Consider the following 19,053-nt stretch of genomic DNA (forward strand, 5'->3'; position numbering starts at 1 on the left):
CGCGGGTTTGGCGCGCGGGCTAGACTGTCCTCTCGACCAGCGCCTGACCTCCTTCGAGTCATCCGTCGGGCGGCGCGCGCAGCAAGCGACCGCGCCGCACGGGGCCGGCTTCGCGGTGGATCGGGCCCAAAGGAAGCCAGCATATGAAAGTCATCGATTCGATCGTCGCCCAGGCGGCGTCCATCGCGGCCGTGCGCCGCGACATCCACGCTCATCCCGAACTGTGTTTTGAAGAAGTGCGCACGGCCGATCTGGTGGCCGCCAAGCTCACGGAATGGGGTATTCCGATCCATCGCGGCTTGGGCAAGACCGGCGTGGTCGGCATCGTCAAGGGCCGAGACGGCGGCGCGAACGGCCGCGCCATCGGCCTGCGCGCCGACATCGACGCGCTGCCGATGCAGGAGTTCAACACTTTCGCGCACGCGAGCAAGCACACCGGCAAGATGCACGCCTGCGGTCACGATGGCCACACGGCCATGCTGCTCGCGGCGGCGCAGTATTTTTCGCAGCACCGCAATTTCGACGGCACCGTCTATCTGATCTTCCAACCGGCCGAAGAGGGCGGAGGGGGCGCGCGCGAGATGATCAAGGACGGCCTGTTCGAGCAGTTCCCGATGCAGGCGGTGTTCGGCATGCACAACTGGCCCGGCATGCCGGCCGGCTGCTTCGCGGTGAGCCCCGGCCCGGTCATGGCGTCGAGCAACGACTTCACCATCACCATCCACGGCAAGGGCAGCCATGCCGCCATGCCGCACATGGGCATCGACCCGGTGCCCATCGCCGCGCAGATGGTGCAGGCCTTTCAGAACATCATCAGCCGCAACAAGAAGCCGATTGAAGCGGGTGTCATCTCCGTCACCATGATCCATGCGGGCGAGGCCAACAACGTCGTGCCCGACTCGTGTGAGCTGCAGGGAACGGTGCGCACCTTCAGCATCGAGGTGCTCGATCTGCTGGAATCCCGCATGCGTCAGGTGGCGGACAACATCTGCGCGGCGTTCGACGCGACCTGCGAGTTCGAGCTCAACCGCAACTACCCGCCCACGATCAACTCCCCCGCCGAGGCCGACTTCGCACGCAAGGTGATGAGCGGCATCGTCGGCGAGGCCAGCGTGCGCGAGCAGGAGCCGACCATGGGGGCGGAAGACTTTTCGTTCATGCTCATGGAGAAGCCCGGCGCGTATTGCTTCATCGCCAACGGCGATGGAACGCACCGCGAGATGGGGCACGGCGCGGGCCCGTGCACCCTGCACAACCCGAGCTATGACTTCAACGATGATTTGATTCCTTTGGGGGCGACTTATTGGGTGGAGCTTGCCCAGCAGTGGCTGGCTGATCCTACCGTTCGCTGATTCTGTTTTTCGTGTTCAAACGACTCCACGCTGCCTTCGGCAGCGATGGGTGGGTCGTGCGGGGGCGCAGATAAAGGCTTTCATGCGTCGTTGCGAAGCCGTGCCATACCAAAGTACTGTCTGCGCCTTCGACGCCTGGCCTGAAAGCCTTTCTCTGCGTTGTGGTGGGTCGACGGCACTGCCTGTTTCGCCGGCCCGCTGCTTGAAGACAGGGGGAGGTCCTTCCAAGGGAAGTCCTTGGTGATGTCTTGCCATGCGGCTTACATCGTTGAGGCTCATCATTGCGCTGATCTCACTGGAGCATTCTTCATGATCCCCATTCCCGACGCTTTCGCCGATCGTTACGCGCTTGCGCGGGCGCGCTTCATTGCCGGGGTGGCGTCGGCGGGGCTGTCGCTCAAGCAGTATCCGCATCCGCTCAAGGGGCGCGAGGGCGAGGAACTCTCGGTCGATGTGGCGCTTGATGGGGATATGGATGCAAAGCGGCTGCTGATCGTGAGCAGCGGCTGTCATGGAGTGGAGGGGCTGTGCGGCAGCGGCGTGCAGGTGTTTGCGCTGCATGACGACGAGTGGCGCGAGAAGGCGCGGGCGCGTGGCATTGCGGTGCTGTATGTGCATGCGCTCAATCCACATGGTTTTTCATTTCTGCGGCGGGTGACGCATGAAAACGTGGACCTGAACCGCAACTTCATCGATTTCAGCCAGCCGCTGCCCGCCAATCCCGCGTATGACGAGCTGCACCCCATCCTGCTGCCGGCGCAATGGCCGCCCGCGCTGCAGAACGAGATGGCGCTTGGCAAACTGGTGTCCGAGCGCGGCGAAGCGGCGCTCCAGGCCATCATCAGCCGGGGGCAGTACCAGAGGCCCGACGGGCTGTTCTACGGCGGCCGCGAGCCGACCTGGAGCCATCTGACGCTGCGCTCCATCCTGCGGAGTTACGGTGGCAGTGCGTCGCGCATCGCCTGGCTGGATCTGCACACGGGACTGGGGCCCTTTGGTTTCTGCGAGCGCATCTATTCGGGCCGCAATGAGGCGGCCGACATGCAGCGCGCGATCGATTGGTGGAGCGGAGGCGGCGCCACGCCGGTGACGGTGGCGGGCGACGGGGATTCGGCCTCGGCCGCGCTGACCGGGCAGATGCACGGCGCCATCCATGAGGAATGCCCGCAGGCGGAGTTCACCGGCCTGACGCTGGAGTTCGGCACCATCCCCGCGGTGCAAGTGCTGCAGGCCCTGCGCGCCGATCAATGGCTGCATCTGCATGCCGATGATGCCGACGTGGATGCGGGCCTTGCGCAGCAGATCCACGCGCAGATGCGGGCGGCTTTCTTTGATGAATCGGATGGCTGGAAGGGACAGGTCATCAGTCAGGCGAGGCAGGCGATGTTCCAGGCGGTGGATGGGCTCGCGAGCGAGTACTGAAATAAAAAGCACGATCGTTCGAATTTTTGGCTACACTGGCGCACGACTGATTTTCAGTTTTCCTTTGATTGATCGATCTTTTTGCGGAGACAACCAGCCATGTCCGATCTGAACGCCACTTTCGAAACCGCCGTCGCCAACTCCAAGCTGCTGACCGAGCGCCCCGACAATCCAACGCTGCTGAAGATCTACGCGCTGTACAAGCAGGCCACGGTGGGCGACAACGAGGAGAAGAAGCCGAGCTTCTCCGACATCGTGGGGCGCGCGAAGTGGGATGCGTGGGAGAAGCTCAAGGACACCACCAACGACGAAGCCAAGCAGCAATACATCGACCTCATCGAATCCCTGCGCGGTTGAGTTTTTGTTTGTTTGTTGTGCTCGCTGCCCCGGCGGGCGCGGCAATGAAGCCCTTCATGCGTCGGTGCTCACGCTTGCCGTACGGGAGTACCGTCTGCGCGTGAGACGCCTGGCCTGAAGGGCTTTCTTGCCGTTGGGGTGGGAGATCAGCGGCCTGTGGGCTCTGCGGAGGCCGCTGTCTGGGGTTGTGGGGATTGCATCAGTGCGTTGAGCGCCGTTTGTCGCTCTTTCTTGGGCTGCTCTGCGAGTGTTTTGACTGCCGCATGAAACTTGCGCCAGTCTTGCCCTTGCTGTTCGAACAGCGCGATGAACGCTGGCACGAGATCGTCGTAGGCTCCCTGCGCTCCGAAGGCGGCGTTGTTGGCTTCTCGGACCCAGCGGTCCAGGTTGGTGAGCTGGTCTGGCTTGACCTTGTCTTCGGTGATCCAGCGCTCGCGCTGTCGTGCGTAGGCTTCGTGAAAAGACTGCATGGCGCGCTGTTTTTCCGCCTCCAGGCGAGCGCTTCCCTCGGCGGTGTCGGGGTTGCCGTTGTCGTAGACCTGCGCGAGCGCGGCGCGGGCGTCGCGGGTGAGGGTGCGGAATTCGGCGCGGCGCTTTTCGCTGATGGCGAATTCGGCTTTTGCCTTGGTGCTGGAATGCTCGCTCAGCCACTTTTCCACGCCAAGGCGTTCCACGGCGGTGGCGTACGACTCGTTGAACGCGGTGTCTCCCTCGGCATAGACCACCTGATGCGCGAGCTCATGGAACAGCAGGCGCACGAAGTCGCCCTCGGGCCAGCCGATGAAGGTGTTGAGCAGTGGGTCGCCGCCGAGCCAGTTGGAATAGCCGAGTGTGGAATACGCTGGCACGGGGTAGACGCTGACCTCCTGTCCCGACCGCGCGAGGCGCTCGGATTCGGCCTTGGCGTCGGCCTCGGCGAAGTAGCCGCGGTAGCCAATGCAGCCCGTCACCGGAAAGCACCAAGTGTGCAGCTTGAGCGAATAGGGCGGCGCGCCCACCACGTTCCAGACGGCGGCGGTGCGGCCCAGTTGGGCGTAGCGGCGGTAGCTGGCGTTGTCGGGCAGGGCGAGGGCGTCGATGGCGAACTGGCGTGCGCGCTGGGCCAGCGCCAGACGGTCGCGCAGCGCGGGTTTCAGGCTGGGATCGTCGATCCAGTCCTGCACGGGCTTGGCCGCGCCCATGATGCCCATGTGCCCGCGAAAAGACTGCCAGTAGTAACCGACGGTGCTGTCGTCCGACGAGGACGCGCAGCCGCCGAGCGCCGACGCGGCGAGCAGCGACAGAACCCACAAAACAGATTTTTTCATGGATGGATATACAGTATTTCCGGATTTCACGGCACAATGCGCCGATGGCCGACACCAAACACACTCATGAACCAGTGGCGGGGCTTTTCACCGATGACAGCGGCCATGCGCGCTGTTTCTGGTGCGACGCCTCGCCTTTGTACAAGCATTATCACGACCACGAATGGGGCTTCCCCGTGGATGACGAGCGGCGCTTGTTCGAGAAGCTTTGTCTCGAAGGGTTCCAGGCGGGGCTGAGCTGGATCACCATTCTCAAGAAGCGAGAGTCCTTCCGGTCGGGGTTCGCGAATTTCGAGGCGGAGGAACTGTCGCGCTTCGATGAGAAGGACATCGCGCGGCTGCTGGCGGACGCGGGCATCGTGCGCCATCGCGGCAAGATCGAGTCGACCATCAACAATGCCCGGCGGGTGATCGAACTGCGCCGGGAATTCGGTTCGCTCGGGGCCTATGTCTGGGGCTACGAGCCGCAGGCGGGGCTGGACCGACCCAAGGTGAACACCTATGACGCGGTGCGCGCGATCACGGCGACGCAGGCATCACTGGCCTTGTCCAAGGATCTCAAGAAGCGGGGATGGAGTTTTGTCGGGCCGACCACGATGTACGCCTTCATGCAGGCCATGGGGCTGGTCAACGACCATATCGACGGTTGCCACGTGCACAAAGCGGCGGCTGAGGCGCGCAGCCGGTTCAAGGTACCGCAGCGCAGCTAGAGCTTCCGGAAATCTGCGGGGTGCAGCGGAAGAGGGAGAGAAAGACGGGAGAAAAGAGAACCAGCAGTTCAGCGGTTCAGCCTTCCATCCGCAGTGCGTCGCGGTTCAAGCGGGTTGAAGCGCGGGTCGCAAAGCGAATGAAAGAGACCCTTGCGGATCAACCTTGGTGCGGACGCTTGCCAGGGTTCTTCTTGCTGCGTGTCGACACGCCGCGCTCCAGGCTCACGCGCTGGCCGCGACCGGCGGTCGCCACAGGCATGCCGGGCATAGGTGTTGGACGGGGCGCGCGCTTGCGGTCTGCTTCGGTAACGATCTTGTTGCCCATGATTGGCTCCTCTAAAGAAAAATCCACTAAACCCGCTATTAGGCCATATTTGCGAGGAGGATGGTCTGAATCGGGTTTTTCTGGGGTGTTTTTGCCCCGCTTTGACAGATTTTTGACGCATGAAGCGCACATCGGCGCATGACATGCGCATGTACGTCCGCGTCGGAAAAAGGCGGTCCGCCCTGTAAGACAAAGTCCATTGACTATTGCTCGCTCGAGGGCAAAAAATCAACGACGTTGAATTTTTCACAAGGAGCCGGTGTGAAGGACTTGATGAAGTCGCTCGAGCTCAGTCTTGCAGCGTCACCCGTCAGCGTGCAGGTGCAGCTTCCCGATGGAAAGCGCCTGGGAGCCGTGGACCCTGAGGTGCGGCTGGGGTTCAAGGACCGATTGTCCATGGTGGCCTTGGCCATGGGGGAGATCGGCAACGTGGGGGCGGCCATCGTCGAGGGCCGCGTGGCCATCGAGGGCAGCATGCGGCACCTGATGACGGTCGCCACGTCGCTGCTCAAGTTCGACCCGACCAGCGAGACGGGCGGCTGGTGGCACCGCGTGGTCCAGCGGACCCGCTCGATGGCCGCGCACACCGTGCTGCACGATGCGCGCAACATCCAGTTCCACTATGACCTTTCCGACGATTTCTACGCGCTGTGGCTCGATCCGCGCCGCGTGTATTCCTGTGCCTACTACCGCACGCAGGATCTGAGTCTTGCGATGGCGCAGGAAGCCAAGCTCGATCACATCTGCCGCAAGCTCCATCTGCAGCGCGGCGAGCGTTTTCTCGACATCGGCGCGGGCTGGGGCGGGCTGCTGCTGTGGGCGGCCGAGCACTACGGCGTGGACGCGACCGGCATCACGCTTTCCAAGAACCAGTTCGCCCATGTACAGCGGCTCATCGAGGAGCGCGGTCTTGCGGGCAGGGTGCGCATGAAGCTCGTCGACTACCGGGAGCTCAAGACCGACGAGCTCTTTGACAAGATCGCGTCGGTCGGCATGTTCGAGCACGTGGGCCGCGCCCAGATGGTGCGCTACTTCCAGACCGTGCACGGTCTGCTGCGCCCGGGTGGCCTGCTGATGAACCATGGCATCACGGCGGGCGGAGTGGACAACTCCCAGCTCGGCGCGGGCATGGGCGACTTCATCGAGCGCTACATCTTCCCCGGCGGCGAACTGCTGCATGTGAGCACGGTGCAGCGCGACATGGCGCTCGGCGGGCTGGAGATGGTGGATACCGAAAATCTGCGCCCGCATTACGCGAAGACGCTCTGGGCCTGGTCCGATGCGCTGGAGGCCCGCCTCGACGAGGCGACCGCCATCCTGAACCGGCAGTACGGCGAGGACAAGGGCGGCAAGGCGCTGCGGGCCTATCGGCTGTATCTGGCGGGCAGCGCCATCGGTTTCGAGCGCGGCTGGATCGCGCTGCACCAGATGCTTGCGACGCGCCCCAGTGGCGATTTACAGACCGGAACGATGACTGGAGCCCAATCGGTTTATCCTTTCACCCGTGACTACATGTATGCGCCGCGCGAGGCGGCCGCAGACACACCGTCCGAGAAGCCATCACCGACACCTCTCTCTGCAACTCCCTGAACGAAGCGACGCCGCGATGCTCTACAAATTCAAATCCCGTTCCACAGCCGATCTCATCATGCTGGAGCCCACGGCTCGCCAGATTCTGCCGATCATCGGCAAGGACCCTGCAGATGCCCACGGCATCGTGACCGTGGCGCAGATTCCCGGTGCCATCGCGGCTCTGGAGGCAGCGGTGGATGCCGAAGAAAACCTCGGTCGCAAGGAAAGCGACAAGGCCCCCGACTACGCGAGCACCAACGAGGAAGACCAGCAGGTCAATGAAGGCGAGGTCATCGGCCTGCGCCAGCGCGCAGTGCCCTTCATCGACATGCTGCGCCGCAGCGCCGCCGAGAACAACGACGTGGTCTGGTAAACGCCTCGTTCTTGCGGCACACGCAAAAAAGCGGTGGGCTCTTTCGAGTCCACCGCTTTTTCTTTGACTTGCCGCAGCGGGCTGACCGACACCAGGCTCGGTCAGCCACTGCGGCTCGGATCAATCAGTCTGCATAGGCACCGGCGGCCTTGATGATCGGGCCCCACTTGTTGATTTCGCTGATCACGAACTTCTTGTGACCTTCGGGGGTCAGGCGGTCGTCATTGGCGATCACGGCGCCCAGAGCCTCTTCGTTCTTCACGAAGGTCGGGTCCTTCAGCGCGACCTTCAGCGCGTCGTTCACCGTCTTGATCACGGCGGCGGGCGTTCCCTTGGGTGCGTACAGGCCGTGCCAGATCGTCACTTCAAAGCCCTTGAGACCCGATTCCTGCAGCGTTGGCAGGTCCTTCAGATCGGGCGTGGTCAGACGCTTGGGCGTGGTCACGGCGTAGGCCTTGACCTTCTTGCCGGCGATCTGCTGCGTCGTGTTGGTGGTCTGGTCGCACAGCAGGTCGACCTGATTGCCCATCAGATCGGCGATCGCGGGGGCCGCACCCTTGTAGGGAACGGGCGTCATGTCGGTCTGCAGCTGGCTTTGGAACAGCAGGCCGCACAGGTGCGAGGCAGAGCCCACGCCGGCGTTGGCCAGATTGATCTTGCCCTTGTTGGCGGCGATCCAGGTGCTCAGTTCCTTGTAGTTGTTGGCGGGCAGCGTGGGCTTGCCGATCAGAGTCATCGGCACATCATTGATGATGCCCATGTACTCGAAGTCCTTTTCCACGTTGAACGGCAGCTTGCGATACAGGCCCGGCACGGTGGCCATGCCGATGTGGTTCAGCAGCAGGGTGTAGCCATCGGGGGTCGCACGCGCCACCTTGGCCATGCCGATGGAGCTGCCTGCGCCAGCGGTGTTGTCGATGACGATGGTCGCGCCGTTCAGCGGCTTGCGCAGCGCTTCTGCCAGATCACGCGCCACGCGGTCGGTCGGACCGCCAGCCGTGAATGGAACCACGATGGTGATCGTCTTTCCCTTTTCGGGGTAGCCTTCGGCGGATGCGCCAAAGGCGGCGAACACGGCAGCAGCGGCTACGGCGAACTTGAAAGTTGTCTTCATGATGTTCCTATTGAAAGAGGGCGCAATGGTAAAAAAAGATTGCCGTGGGTGACATTAAGGAAACCACTGAGAAGTAAGCGCAAACGCCCTTGACTTAAATGGGTTGAGGCAGCGATTCGTTTACAAGAAAGCTCCATATCTATGGTGGTTGTCAATTTGATGTAATTTTTCTCTGATAGTCAATTGAATTGACCATGGTTGAAGTTCGAATGCCTGTCCATCGCACGGGGACATGATGCATGAAAAAAAACCTCCCGAGGCTTGGGAGGTTCGTGTCGCGAAACCGCAGTGGCGGTGCGTATCACTTGTAGCTGCGCGCGTCCTCGATCACCTTGCCGTCGTTGGGCAGGCTGCCGGGCGTGACCATCTGGATCTCGCCGCGCAGCTTGGTCACCTCGCGCAGCACCTCGGCCACCTGCTCTGCGAAGCCCGGCGCGGTTTCGGTGGTCTCGACGAAGAGCGTCATCTGGTCGTTGGCCATTTCGCCGCTCACGACAAGGCGCGACTTGGTGATCTGTGGGAAGCGCTTGGCGACGGCCGCGACCTGGCCCGGATGCACGAACATGCCGCGCACCTTGGTGGTCTGATCGGCTCGGCCCATCCAGCCCTTGATGCGGGTGTTGGTGCGACCCGTGGGGCAGGGACCGGGCAGCACGGCCGAGAGGTCGCCGGTGCCGAAACGGATCAGAGGATAGTCGCTGTTCAATGTGGTGATGACGAGTTCACCCACTTCACCTTCGGCCACGGGGTCGCCCGTGCCGGGGCGCACGATTTCGACAATCACGCCTTCATCAAGCACCAGTCCTTCACGCGCTGAAGTTTCATAGGCGATCAGGCCCAAATCGGCGGTGGCATAGCACTGGTAGCCCACCACGCCGCGTTCGGCCATCCAGTCGCGCAGAGAAGGAGGGAACGCTTCGCCGGAAACCAGCGCCTTGGTCACGCTGTCGAGTTTCACGCCTTGTTCTGAGGCTTTTTCGATGATGATCTTCAGGAAGCTCGGCGTGCCGATGTAGCCAGCGGGTTTGAGTTCGGCCATCGCCTGCACCTGCTGCTCGGTCTGGCCCGTGCCGCCGGGAAACACGGTGCAGCCAAGCGCATGTGCGCCCGTTTCCATCATCGAGCCGGCGGGCACGAAGTGGTAGCTGAAGCTGTTGTGAATGAGCTCGCCCTCGCGAAAGCCTGCGGCGTACATGGCGCGCGCCATGCGCCAGTAATCCTTCTTGGTGCCCTCGGGCTCGTAGATGGTGCCGGGGCTGGCGAAGACGCGCGGCATCCGCGCTCCGAACTGCAGGGTGCTGAAGCCGCCGATGGGATCGCTCGCGCGCTCCTTCTGCTGGCGCTCGAGCAGTTCGTATTTGCGCGTGACGGGCAGTTGGGCGAGCGCCTCGCGGCTCGTCACCGAAGCGGCATCCACGCCCGCGAGAATCTCCGCGAAGGCCTTCGAGTGCTGCTGCGCGTTGGCGATCTGCGCGGGCAGCGCGGCCATCAAAGCCGCTTCACGATCCTTGGGATCGCGGGTTTCCAGTGCATCGTAGAAGGACGTCATGACAGGTTCCTGGGGCTTTCGGGCGTGTGAAAGCCGCCCGAGTTGGGTGATGTTTTTATGGGGTCTGAAAACGGCGCTCTGAACTTCGCTTCTGGCGGCTTCAAGCCAGCCAGCGCTTGCGGCGCTTGTAGCTCTTCACGTCCTTGAAGGACTTGCGCTCGCCGCCGCCCATGCCAAGGTAGAACTCCTTGACGTCTTCGTTGTTGGCGAGGTCGCTGGCGACGCCGTCCATCACCACGCGACCGCTTTCCATGATGTAGCCGTAGTCGGCATATTTCAGCGCCATGTTGGTGTTCTGCTCGGCCAGCAGGAAGGTGGTGCCCTCCTTGCTGTTGAGGTCCTTCACGATGTTGAAGACCTCTTCGACGATCTGCGGGGCAAGGCCCATGGAGGGCTCATCCAGCAACACGATGTTCGGGTTGCTCATCAGCGCGCGGCCGATGGCACACATCTGCTGCTCACCGCCCGATGTGTAGGCGGCCTGGCTGGTGCGGCGCGTTTTCAGGCGCGGAAAATAGTTGTAGACCTTTTCCAGATTGGCTGCGATCTCCGCCTTGTTGGTGCGGGTGTAGCTGCCGGTCATGAGGTTTTCTTCGATGGTGAGGTGGGCAAAGCAATGCCGCCCCTCCATCACCTGCACCACGCCGCGCTTGACCAGATCGGCGGGTGAGAGGTTTTCGATGCGCTCACCGCGCAATTCGATGGTGCCCTTGGTGACTTCTCCGCGCTCGCCCTTGAGCAGGTTGGAGATGGCGCGCAGCGTCGTCGTCTTGCCCGCGCCGTTGCCACCGAGCAGCGCGACGATGCCTTTTTCAGGCAACTGCAGCGACACGCCCTTGAGCACCAGAATGACGTGGTTGTAGATGACTTCGATGCCGTTGACCACGAGCACGGGCGCGGCTGAAGAGGTGGCAGTGGTGTTGGAAATATCGGTCATGGTTTCAGCAATCAATCGTCATCGGAAGTGTGGCTAAAGGCGTTGCGGGCCCCGGACTGGCCGCACGGCGTGTGAGTGCAGACAGCCCGGGAACTCGGCGACGCTCAGTTGCAGGAGCGGACCTTGATGTTCTTGTCCTTGGCGTACCTGTCGGCGAAGTCCTTCACCAGCGGATCGATGAGGGACTTGTCGGCCTGGTACCAGTCAGAGGTCACGACCCACTTGCTTCCGTTCCACTGCGCAATGCGTGCCCAGTCGGCGCCGATGTGGTTCTCGCAGCTGGTCTTGAACGGGCGCAGGATCTTGCCGAAGCCCAGTTCGTTGAGGCGCTCTTGCGTGAGGTTCAGGTTCTCCATGCCCCAGCGGATTTGCTCGGGTGTCATGACCTTGCCCTTGCCGTATTTTTCTTGCGCAGCGCGAATGCCTTCCACCTGCAGCATGGCAATCATCATGCCGCGTGTGTGCGCGATGGCACCCAGTTCCTTGGCATTGCCCGCCGCGCCTTGGCCCTTGTCGTAGAGCATAGCCTTGACTTCGTCGTGCACCTTGTCGCGCTCGGCGGTGTTGTGGATGGTGACGGTGTTGTAGCCCTTGGCGCCGTCGATGTCCTTCACGTCATGGTCGGAGCCAGCCCACCACACGGCGTACATCTTTTCGCGCGCAAAACCGGTGGCTTGCGCTTCGCGGATGGCGGTGGGAGTCATCACGCCGGCAGACCACAGAATCACGTAGTCCGGGCGGAGCTGGCGCACTTGCAGCCAGGCCGATTTTTGCTCCACACCCGGTGCGGTAACCGGCAGCAGCGTGAGCGCAAAGCCTTCTTTTTCAGCGCGCTTTTGCAGCAGCGGAATGGGTTCCTTGCCGTACGGCGAGTCGTGGTAGACGAGCGCAATCTTCTTGCCCTTGAGGCTGCCCTTTTCCTTCTTCAGGATGTCCTGCACGATCGAGTCTGCAGCGGTCCAGTAGGTGCCGAGCAGCGGGAAATTCCACTCGAACACTTTGCCGTCCACCGATTGCGACAGGCCGTAGCCCGGCGTGACCACCGAGATCTTGTCGATCGGCGCCTTTTCGGTCACCGCGAAGGTGATGCCGGTGGACTGCGTGTCAAAGCCTGCAGCGCCGCTTCCCTTGCCCTTCAGACGCTCATAGCACTCCACGCCACGGCTGGTGTCGTAGGCGGTTTCGCACTCTTCATAAGAGAGCTTCACGCCGTTGACGCCACCTTTGGCATTGACGAGCTTGATGTAATCAAGCTTGCCGTCCCCCCACGGAATACCGAGCGGCGCGAACTGGCCGGTGCGGTATGAGAGCAGCGGAACGAACTGCTCCTGTGCCTGCGCGGCTGCGCTGGCGGCGGCGCCCAGCCCTGCGAGGGCGAGCGTCATGGTGGCTGTCAAACGAGTGAGTTTCATGCTTGTCTCCGGTTGGTGATGTGGAACGCTGCGGTGACATGACAGGCGCGACGCTTGTGGCGTTGCACCGGTCATGTCGGGGTGCTCTGTGCTGTGCTTACTTGCAATCGCTACGGCGGGTGATCTTCTTTTCCGCCAGGTACTTGTCGCCATGCTCCTTCACGAGTGGATCAAGCACCTTGGCGTCGGCTTGATACCAGTCGGATGTGTACTTCCAATCCTTGCCATCCCACGCATAAACGCGTGCGGCGCTGGAGCCCATGTGATTGGAGCAGCTGGTGGACATCGGCTGCATCACGCCGTCAAAGCCCAGTTCCTTGAGGCGGGCGGCATCCAGCTTGAGGTTCTCCATGCCCCAGCGCACTTGCTCGCCGGTCATGACTTGGCCCTTGCCGAATTTCTCTTGTGCAATGCGCACGGCCTCGATCGCCAGCATCTGTGTGATCACGCCATGCACGTAGAGCACGCTGCCCACTTCGTCCTTGGGGCCGGTGCCTTGCTTGGCGTCGTGCACGTGCTTGAGGATGTCCTGCATCACCTTGGATGCCGTGCCGTGGCCATACAGCGAGAGCGCGTTGAAGCCCTTCGCACCATCGGCAACGTCACGCACTGCAGGCTCGGTGCCGCCCCACCACACGCTGTACATCTTCTCGCGCGGGAAACCGGTGGCTTGCGCTTCCTTCAGCGCGGTGGAATTCATCACGCCCCAGCCCCACAGCAGCAGGTAGTCAGGACGGTTCTGGCGCACTTGCAGCCAGGTGGATTTCTGCTCCACGCCGGGCGCGGTCACGGGCATCAATTGCAGCGTGAAGCCGTGCATCTGCGCGCGTTTTTCCAGCAGCGGAATGGCATCCTTGCCGAACGGGCTGTCGTGATAAACGTAAGCGATCTTCTTGCCCTTGAGCTTGTCGAGGCCGCCAGCCTGCTTGCCCAAATGCTGGATCAGGATGTCCGCGCCGGTCCAGTAGCTGCCCAGAAATGGGAAGTTCCACTGGAACGCATTGCCGTCCTGCGAGATCGACAGGCCGTAGCCCTGCGTCATCAGCGGGATCTTGTCCACGGGGGCTTTTTCGGTCAGCGCAAACGTGATGCCGGTGGCCAGAGGTTCCACCACGGCCACGCCGGGACGTGTCTTCAGGCGCTCGTAGCATTCCACGCCGCGGTCGGTGGCGTAGGCGGTTTCGCACTCTTCAAACGTGAGCTTCACGCCGTTCACGCCGCCATCGCGCGCGTTGATCATCTTGATGTAGTCCACCTTGCCGTTGGACCATGGAATACCGTAGGCCGCATAAGCACCGGTGCGATAGGTCAGTTGCGGAAAGAACTGTTCCTTGGCTTGTGCCATGGCGCTGGAGGCGAAGCCCGCAGTCAGCGCGGCGGCCAGTGCGATGTGGGTGAGTTTCTTCACGGTTGTCTCCTCGGGGATTGGTTTGAAGTAAATGGGTTGCTGTTGTCTCAAGCGTTGCGGATCGTGTTGACCCTCAATGCGGGAACGGCCACACGCGCATCTTTTGTTTGCCGGTGGACCACAGCTTGGCGATGCCGTGCGGCTCCACGATCAGGAACCAGACGATCAACGCGCCAAAGATGATGAACTCGGCGTGCGAAATGCCCGCCGTGGAAATCTGCACGCCGAACACGCCTGCGATGGCGGGCAGCACCAGATTCAGCACGATCGGCAGCACCACGATGAAGGCCGCACCGAAGAAGCTGCCCATGATGGAGCCCATGCCGCCGATGATCACCATGAACAGCAGCTTGAACGAAATGTCCACCGAGAACGCCGCAGGCTCCCACGCGCCCAGGTGCACAAAGCCCCACAGCGCGCCCGCCATACCGACGATGAACGAGCTGACCGCAAACGCGCTGAGCTTGGCGTACATCGGGCGAATGCCGATCACGCTGGCTGCCACGTCCATGTCGCGTATGGCCATCCACTCGCGCCCGATGGCACCGCGCACAAGGTTCTTGGCCAGCAGCGCAATCACCACCAGCACCGCAAGGCAGAACAGGTATTTGGATTGGGGCGACTGGATGGGCATGCCCAGCAGTTCAAGGTTAGCCACCGACACCGAGCCCGAAGGCGAATCGTTGGTGAACCACTTGATGCGCAGGAACATCCAGTCGGCAAAGAACTGCGCAGCCAGCGTCGCAACGGCCAGATAGAGGCCCTTCACGCGCAGGCTGGGCAGACCGAACAGGATGCCGAAAAACGTGGCGCACAAGCCGCCCAGAATCAGCGCCGCCACCAGCGGCATGCCCGGCACGCGCACCATGAAGTTGTACGCGCCGTACGCACCCACCGCCATGAAAGCGCCCGAGCCCAGCGAGATTTGCCCGCAGTAGCCGACAAGGATATTCACCCCCAGCGCGGCCAGCGACATGATGACCAGCGGGGTCAGAATGGCGAGATAGAAGTAATCGGTGGCGAACATTGGCACCACCAGAAACGCTGCCGCCACGAGCAGCAAAATCGCGATCTTGTCCTGCCGGATCGGGAAGATCTGCTGATCGGCGCGGTAGCTGGTTTTGAACTGACCGTTCTCACGATAGAACATGTGAGCTTCTCCTTATCGTTATGCGTTCACACGCGATCGATGTTTTTGCACGCGGGCGCATCCATCCATGGTGCTGCGCGCCGTCTTCGAAAAATGATTGCTCTCGTATGTCATACGCGATCAATGATCTTTTCACCGAACAGTCCTTGCGGACGGAACAGCAGGAACACCAGCGCCAGCACATAGGCGAACCAGATTTCAATACCGCCGCCGACAAACGGGCCAAGATACACCTCGGAGAGCTTCTCGCCCACGCCGATGATCAGGCCGCCGATGATGGCGCCGGGCACTGATGTAAGGCCGCCCAGAATCACCACCGGCAGCGCGCGCAGCGCAACGGTTGTGAGCGTGAACTGCACGCCGAGCTTGGAGCCCCAGATCATTCCCGCCACCAGCGCCACCACACCCGCCACGCACCACACGATCACCCAGATACGGTTGAGCGGAATGCCGATGGATTGCGCGGCCTGGTGGTCGTCGGCCACGGCGCGCAGCGCGCGGCCGGTGCTGGTTTTCTGAAAGAAGATCGACAGCGCCACCACCAAGCAGGCAGCGATCACGGCGGCAATCACGTCTTCCTGATTGACCATCACGCCGCCTTCAAACACCGACTCCAGCAGGAACACGGGGTCCTTGGGCATGCCCACGTCGATCTTGTAGATCTCGCTGCCGAACAGCGTCTGGCCGACGCCTTCCAGAAAGTAGGTGATGCCGAGCGTCGCCATCAGCAGCGTGGCTGCCTCCTGATTCACCAGATGGCGCAGCACGAGTCGCTCGATCAGCCACGCGCAGATGAACATCACCACCGCCGCCAGAATGAAGGCCACCACGTTGGCGAAGATTTTGTTTTCGATGCCGGTCCACTGCGGAATCCATTCCGCAAAACGCGCCATCGCCAGCGCCGCGAACAGCACCATCGCACCTTGCGCGAAGTTGAAGACACCGGACGCTTTGAAGATCAGCACGAAGCCGAGCGCAACCAGCGCATACAGCATGCCCGCCATGAGGCCGCCGAACAGGGTTTCCAGAAAGAATGCCATTTCGTATGTCTCCCCGATCAGTGGCTCGTGCCCAGATAGGCGCGGATCACGTCTTCGTTGTTGCGCACTTCATCGGGCGCGCCGTCGCCGATCTTCTTGCCGTAGTCGAGCACGACCACGCGGTCCGAGATGTCCATCACCACACCCATGTCATGCTCGATCAGCACGATGGTGGTGCCGAACTCGTCATTCACATCAAGAATGAAGCGGCACATGTCCTGCTTTTCTTCCACGTTCATGCCGGCCATCGGCTCGTCGAGCAGCAGCACTTGCGGCTCCATGGCGAGGGCACGTCCCAGGTCCACGCGCTTTTGCAGGCCGTAGGGCAACTGGCCCACAGGCGTTTTGCGGAAGGCTTGGATTTCAAGGAAGTCGATGATGTGTTCGACGAACTCGCGGTGCTTGATCTCTTCACGCTCCGCAGGGCCGATGCGCAGGGCCTGAAGGAGCATGTTGCTTTTGATCTTCAGATTGCGACCAGTCATGATGTTGTCGATCACGCTCATGCCCTTGAACAGCGCAAGGTTCTGAAACGTGCGCGCCACGCCCATCTCGGCGACCTGGCGGCTGTTCATGTGATCGAAGGTCTTGCCGCGGAACGTGATCGAGCCTTCGCTGGGCGTATACACGCCGTTGATGCAGTTGAGCATGGAGCTCTTGCCTGCGCCATTCGGGCCGATGATGGAGCGGATTTCGTGCTCCTTCACGTTGAACGAGATATCGGTGAGCGCCTTCACGCCGCCGAATCTGAGGCTGATATTTTTGATGTCGAGGATGACATCGCCAATCTTCTTGTCGTTGCTCATGATGGGTGCTTGCCTCGTGTTGCGCCTCAGGCGCTGGCCTTGTGGAGCTTGGCGCCGGTGATCTTCAGCGTGGCGCTCACGCTGCCCTTGCGACCGTCCTCGAACTTCACCTGCGTTTCAATGAACTGCTCGGTCTTGCCGCCGTAGAGCGCATCGACGAGCACGCCATACTTGTCGGCGATGAAGTTGCGGCGCACCTTGCGGGTGCGGGTCAGCTCGTCATCGTCGGGATCGAGTTCCTTGTGCAGCACGATGAAGCGCGCGATCTGCGTGTCGGCCATGCCGGGCTCGCCCGCGAGATCCTTGTTGACTTGGCCGATGCAGTCGGCGATCAGCGTGATCACCTTTTCCTTGGTGGCCAGATCGACATAGCCGCCGTACGGCAGGTTCTGGCGCTCGGCCCAGTTGCCCACGGCTTCGTAGTCGATGTTGATGAACGCGCAGACCTCATCGCGCTGATTGCCAAAGCACACGGCCTCTTTGATCTGCGGGAAGAACTTGAGCTTGTTCTCGATGTAGTTCGGCGCAAACATGGCGCCGGTGTTCATCTTGCCCACGTCCTTGGCGCGGTCGATGATGCGCAGGTCACCATCGGCATCGAGCACGCCCGCGTCGCCGGTTTTGAAGTAGCCGTTTTCGTCGATCACTTCGGCGGTGGCGTCGGGGCGCTTGTAGTACTCCTTGAGCACCGAAACGCCCTTGACCAGCACTTCGCCGTTGTCGGCGATCTTGAGTTCGATGCCCGGTGCGGCGCGGCCCACGCTGTTGAGCTTGACCGCCTTGTCGCGCTGGATGCAGACATACGCGCAGGTCTCGGTCTGGCCGTAGAGCTGTTTCAGGTTGATGCCGATGGAGCGGAAGAAACGGAACAGGTCGGGACCGATGGCGGCGCCCGCCGTGTAGGCCACGCGGATCTGCGACAGGCCCATCACGTTGCGCAGAGGACCGTAGATGAAGAGGTCGCCAAGCTTGTACTTGAAGCGGTCCATCGCGCCGACGGGTTTGCCGTCGAGAATGTCGGAGCCCACGCGGCGCGCGAGATCCATGCACTTCTCGAACAGCCAGCGCTTGGGCCTGGCCGCGTCTTCCATGCGGATCGACACCGATGTGAGCATGCCCTCGAACACGCGCGGTGGCGCGAAGTAGTAGGTCGGTCCGATCTCGCGCAGGTCGATGCTCACCGTGGCGGCGGACTCAGGACAGTTGATGGTGAAGCCCGCGGTCAGCCACTGCGCGAGCGAGAACAGGTGATCACCCACCCATGCCGGTGGCAGGTAGGAGATGACGTTGTCATGGGGGTTGAGGTTGTCCACCTCGATGGCGCCCTTGGCCGATCCGGCGAAGCTCGCATGCGTCTGGCACACGCCCTTGGGCGTGCCGGTGGTGCCGGAGGTGTAGAGAATCACCGAGACGTCGGATGGCTCGATGAGCTCGATCCGCTTGTCCCATTCGCCCGGATGGGCGCGGGCCCATTCGGCGCCTTTCTTCATCAGGTCTTCGGTGCTGATGAGGCCGGGCGCGTCGTACTTGCGCAGGCCGCGTGGGTCGTCATAGATGATGTGGCGGATGCTTGGAACCGATTCGCGCACTTCGAGCAGCTTGTCGACCTGTTCCTGGTTTTCGGCGAAGGCGAACTGGATCTCAGCGTCCTTCATCACGAAATTCATTTCGGAAGCGACCGCGTCCTGATACAGCGGAATCGGCACGCCGCCGATGCTCTGCACGGCCACGAAGCCGAGGTACAGATGAGGGCGGTTGTCGCTCACGAAGGCCAGGTTCTGCCCACGCTCGAAGCCCAGCGCCAGCAAACCGCAGGCCATCTGGCGCACCTCGGTCGCGGCCTCACGCCAGCTCCATGTCTGCCAGATGCCATACTCTTTTTCGCGCAGCGCTGGCGCATCCGGTCTTTCGGCGGCGTGTCGCAACAGCAAATGGGGGAACGTTGTCTTCATTCCTGTACCTATCCAGTGAGTGAACGGATGGGCCAGTTGCCAAAAGCAAAGGGCGAGTCCATCAAGATGTTGCGAATGGTAGAAACAACTTTGACGTCAATATGTCTTTCCGCTGACAATTTGCGGGTTAGTCCTCACGGGTCTAACCCTGCTGTGGTGAAAGACGTGACAAGGATCAAAAAATGCCGACCGTTCAAGGGTTTTCGATGATGTTTGCATCACTTTTCTTGTTTATCCCCGCGCGCACGGTCACCGCGTCCGCGTGTT

General features: G+C 61.8%; 17 protein-coding genes. 6 read left to right on the forward strand and 11 right to left on the reverse strand.

Annotated features, from left to right (window positions below):
* The first annotated feature begins 143 nt into the window (after positions 1 to 143).
* The 3 genes from ISG32_RS00855 (at position 144) to ISG32_RS00865 (ending at position 3,131) form a co-directional block, all read left to right on the forward strand.
* Positions 144 to 1,352 (forward strand): M20 aminoacylase family protein, encoded by a 1,209-nt coding sequence (locus ISG32_RS00855; RefSeq protein WP_194769137.1) that lies wholly within the window; start codon positions 144 to 146, stop codon positions 1,350 to 1,352.
* 309 nt (positions 1,353 to 1,661) lie between these two features.
* Positions 1,662 to 2,774 (forward strand): M14 family metallopeptidase, encoded by a 1,113-nt coding sequence (locus ISG32_RS00860; RefSeq protein ID WP_194769138.1) that lies wholly within the window; start codon positions 1,662 to 1,664, stop codon positions 2,772 to 2,774.
* 99 nt (positions 2,775 to 2,873) lie between these two features.
* Entirely contained in the window at positions 2,874 to 3,131 is a 258-nt protein-coding gene (locus ISG32_RS00865; protein WP_194769139.1) for an acyl-CoA-binding protein, read from the forward strand.
* Between the two features lie 146 nt (positions 3,132 to 3,277).
* Here ISG32_RS00865 and ISG32_RS00870 read toward each other — a convergent pair whose 3' ends face one another.
* Positions 3,278 to 4,438, reverse strand: a complete 1,161-nt coding sequence (locus ISG32_RS00870) for an aminopeptidase (RefSeq protein WP_194769140.1) — start codon at positions 4,436 to 4,438, stop codon at positions 3,278 to 3,280.
* A 44-nt stretch (positions 4,439 to 4,482) separates the two neighbouring features.
* Here ISG32_RS00870 and ISG32_RS00875 point away from each other — a divergent pair, with 44 nt between their 5' ends.
* Entirely contained in the window at positions 4,483 to 5,148 is a 666-nt protein-coding gene (locus tag ISG32_RS00875; RefSeq protein WP_194769141.1) for a DNA-3-methyladenine glycosylase I, read from the forward strand.
* Between the two features lie 157 nt (positions 5,149 to 5,305).
* Here the strand turns inward: ISG32_RS00875 and ISG32_RS00880 are convergent, their stop codons facing one another.
* Entirely contained in the window at positions 5,306 to 5,473 is a 168-nt protein-coding gene (locus tag ISG32_RS00880) for a hypothetical protein (protein WP_194769142.1), read from the reverse strand.
* Between the two features lie 261 nt (positions 5,474 to 5,734).
* On the opposite strand from ISG32_RS00880, the gene ISG32_RS00885 reads away from it, so the two are divergent.
* Positions 5,735 to 7,063 (forward strand): class I SAM-dependent methyltransferase, encoded by a 1,329-nt coding sequence (locus ISG32_RS00885; RefSeq protein WP_194769143.1) that lies wholly within the window; start codon positions 5,735 to 5,737, stop codon positions 7,061 to 7,063.
* 16 nt (positions 7,064 to 7,079) lie between these two features.
* Positions 7,080 to 7,418 (forward strand): DUF1840 domain-containing protein, encoded by a 339-nt coding sequence (locus tag ISG32_RS00890; protein ID WP_194769144.1) that lies wholly within the window; start codon positions 7,080 to 7,082, stop codon positions 7,416 to 7,418.
* Positions 7,419 to 7,542: 124 nt separating this feature from the next.
* On the opposite strand, the gene ISG32_RS00895 is transcribed toward ISG32_RS00890, so the two are convergent.
* From ISG32_RS00895 to ISG32_RS00935, 9 genes are all read right to left on the reverse strand, one after another.
* The gene (locus tag ISG32_RS00895) at positions 7,543 to 8,532 is read right to left on the reverse strand and encodes a tripartite tricarboxylate transporter substrate-binding protein (RefSeq protein WP_194769145.1); all 990 of its coding nucleotides are present in this window, start codon (positions 8,530 to 8,532) and stop codon (positions 7,543 to 7,545) included.
* Positions 8,533 to 8,833: 301 nt separating this feature from the next.
* Positions 8,834 to 10,081 (reverse strand): phenylacetate--CoA ligase family protein, encoded by a 1,248-nt coding sequence (locus ISG32_RS00900; RefSeq protein ID WP_194769146.1) that lies wholly within the window; start codon positions 10,079 to 10,081, stop codon positions 8,834 to 8,836.
* Positions 10,082 to 10,181: 100 nt separating this feature from the next.
* Complete coding sequence (locus ISG32_RS00905; RefSeq protein WP_194769147.1) at positions 10,182 to 11,018, reverse strand: ABC transporter ATP-binding protein; 837 nt, start codon at positions 11,016 to 11,018, stop codon at positions 10,182 to 10,184.
* 104 nt (positions 11,019 to 11,122) lie between these two features.
* Complete coding sequence (locus tag ISG32_RS00910) at positions 11,123 to 12,403, reverse strand: ABC transporter substrate-binding protein (protein ID WP_407645020.1); 1,281 nt, start codon at positions 12,401 to 12,403, stop codon at positions 11,123 to 11,125.
* A 124-nt stretch (positions 12,404 to 12,527) separates the two neighbouring features.
* Positions 12,528 to 13,775 carry an ABC transporter substrate-binding protein gene (locus ISG32_RS00915; protein ID WP_194769686.1) on the reverse strand — a complete coding sequence of 416 codons (1,248 nt, stop codon included), beginning with the start codon at positions 13,773 to 13,775 and terminating at the stop codon, positions 12,528 to 12,530.
* A gap of 136 nt (positions 13,776 to 13,911) precedes the next feature.
* Positions 13,912 to 14,988: a branched-chain amino acid ABC transporter permease gene (locus ISG32_RS00920; RefSeq protein WP_194769149.1), complete on the reverse strand. Its 1,077-nt coding sequence runs from the start codon at positions 14,986 to 14,988 to the stop codon at positions 13,912 to 13,914.
* A 110-nt stretch (positions 14,989 to 15,098) separates the two neighbouring features.
* Entirely contained in the window at positions 15,099 to 16,028 is a 930-nt protein-coding gene (locus ISG32_RS00925; RefSeq protein ID WP_194769150.1) for a branched-chain amino acid ABC transporter permease, read from the reverse strand.
* 17 nt (positions 16,029 to 16,045) lie between these two features.
* Entirely contained in the window at positions 16,046 to 16,834 is a 789-nt protein-coding gene (locus ISG32_RS00930; RefSeq protein WP_194769151.1) for an ABC transporter ATP-binding protein, read from the reverse strand.
* A 26-nt stretch (positions 16,835 to 16,860) separates the two neighbouring features.
* Positions 16,861 to 18,786 (reverse strand): AMP-dependent synthetase/ligase, encoded by a 1,926-nt coding sequence (locus ISG32_RS00935; RefSeq protein ID WP_194769152.1) that lies wholly within the window; start codon positions 18,784 to 18,786, stop codon positions 16,861 to 16,863.
* Positions 18,787 to 19,053: the final 267 nt, after the last annotated feature.

It is taken from the genome of Diaphorobacter caeni (assembly GCF_015354245.1).
Taxonomy (GTDB): Bacteria; Pseudomonadota; Gammaproteobacteria; order Burkholderiales; family Burkholderiaceae_C; genus Diaphorobacter_A; species Diaphorobacter_A caeni.

Bases quoted from the DNA above. Each gene is read 5' to 3' on its own strand.
- ISG32_RS00920 (WP_194769149.1), bottom strand. From the start codon at position 14,988: ATGTTCTATCGTGAGAACGGTCAGTTCAAAACCAGCTACCGCGCCGAT.
- ISG32_RS00875 (WP_194769141.1), top strand. From the start codon at position 4,483: ATGGCCGACACCAAACACACTCATGAACCAGTGGCGGGGCTTTTCACC.
- ISG32_RS00855 (WP_194769137.1), top strand. From the start codon at position 144: ATGAAAGTCATCGATTCGATCGTCGCCCAGGCGGCGTCCATCGCGGCC.
- ISG32_RS00880 (WP_194769142.1), bottom strand. From the start codon at position 5,473: ATGGGCAACAAGATCGTTACCGAAGCAGACCGCAAGCGCGCGCCCCGT.
- ISG32_RS00860 (WP_194769138.1), top strand. From the start codon at position 1,662: ATGATCCCCATTCCCGACGCTTTCGCCGATCGTTACGCGCTTGCGCGG.
- ISG32_RS00865 (WP_194769139.1), top strand. From the start codon at position 2,874: ATGTCCGATCTGAACGCCACTTTCGAAACCGCCGTCGCCAACTCCAAG.
- ISG32_RS00915 (WP_194769686.1), bottom strand. From the start codon at position 13,775: ATGGCACAAGCCAAGGAACAGTTCTTTCCGCAACTGACCTATCGCACC.
- ISG32_RS00935 (WP_194769152.1), bottom strand. From the start codon at position 18,786: ATGAAGACAACGTTCCCCCATTTGCTGTTGCGACACGCCGCCGAAAGA.
- ISG32_RS00930 (WP_194769151.1), bottom strand. From the start codon at position 16,834: ATGAGCAACGACAAGAAGATTGGCGATGTCATCCTCGACATCAAAAAT.
- ISG32_RS00900 (WP_194769146.1), bottom strand. From the start codon at position 10,081: ATGACGTCCTTCTACGATGCACTGGAAACCCGCGATCCCAAGGATCGT.
- ISG32_RS00895 (WP_194769145.1), bottom strand. From the start codon at position 8,532: ATGAAGACAACTTTCAAGTTCGCCGTAGCCGCTGCTGCCGTGTTCGCC.
- ISG32_RS00890 (WP_194769144.1), top strand. From the start codon at position 7,080: ATGCTCTACAAATTCAAATCCCGTTCCACAGCCGATCTCATCATGCTG.
- ISG32_RS00925 (WP_194769150.1), bottom strand. From the start codon at position 16,028: ATGGCATTCTTTCTGGAAACCCTGTTCGGCGGCCTCATGGCGGGCATG.
- ISG32_RS00905 (WP_194769147.1), bottom strand. From the start codon at position 11,018: ATGACCGATATTTCCAACACCACTGCCACCTCTTCAGCCGCGCCCGTG.
- ISG32_RS00910 (WP_407645020.1), bottom strand. From the start codon at position 12,403: ATGACGCTCGCCCTCGCAGGGCTGGGCGCCGCCGCCAGCGCAGCCGCG.
- ISG32_RS00870 (WP_194769140.1), bottom strand. From the start codon at position 4,438: ATGAAAAAATCTGTTTTGTGGGTTCTGTCGCTGCTCGCCGCGTCGGCG.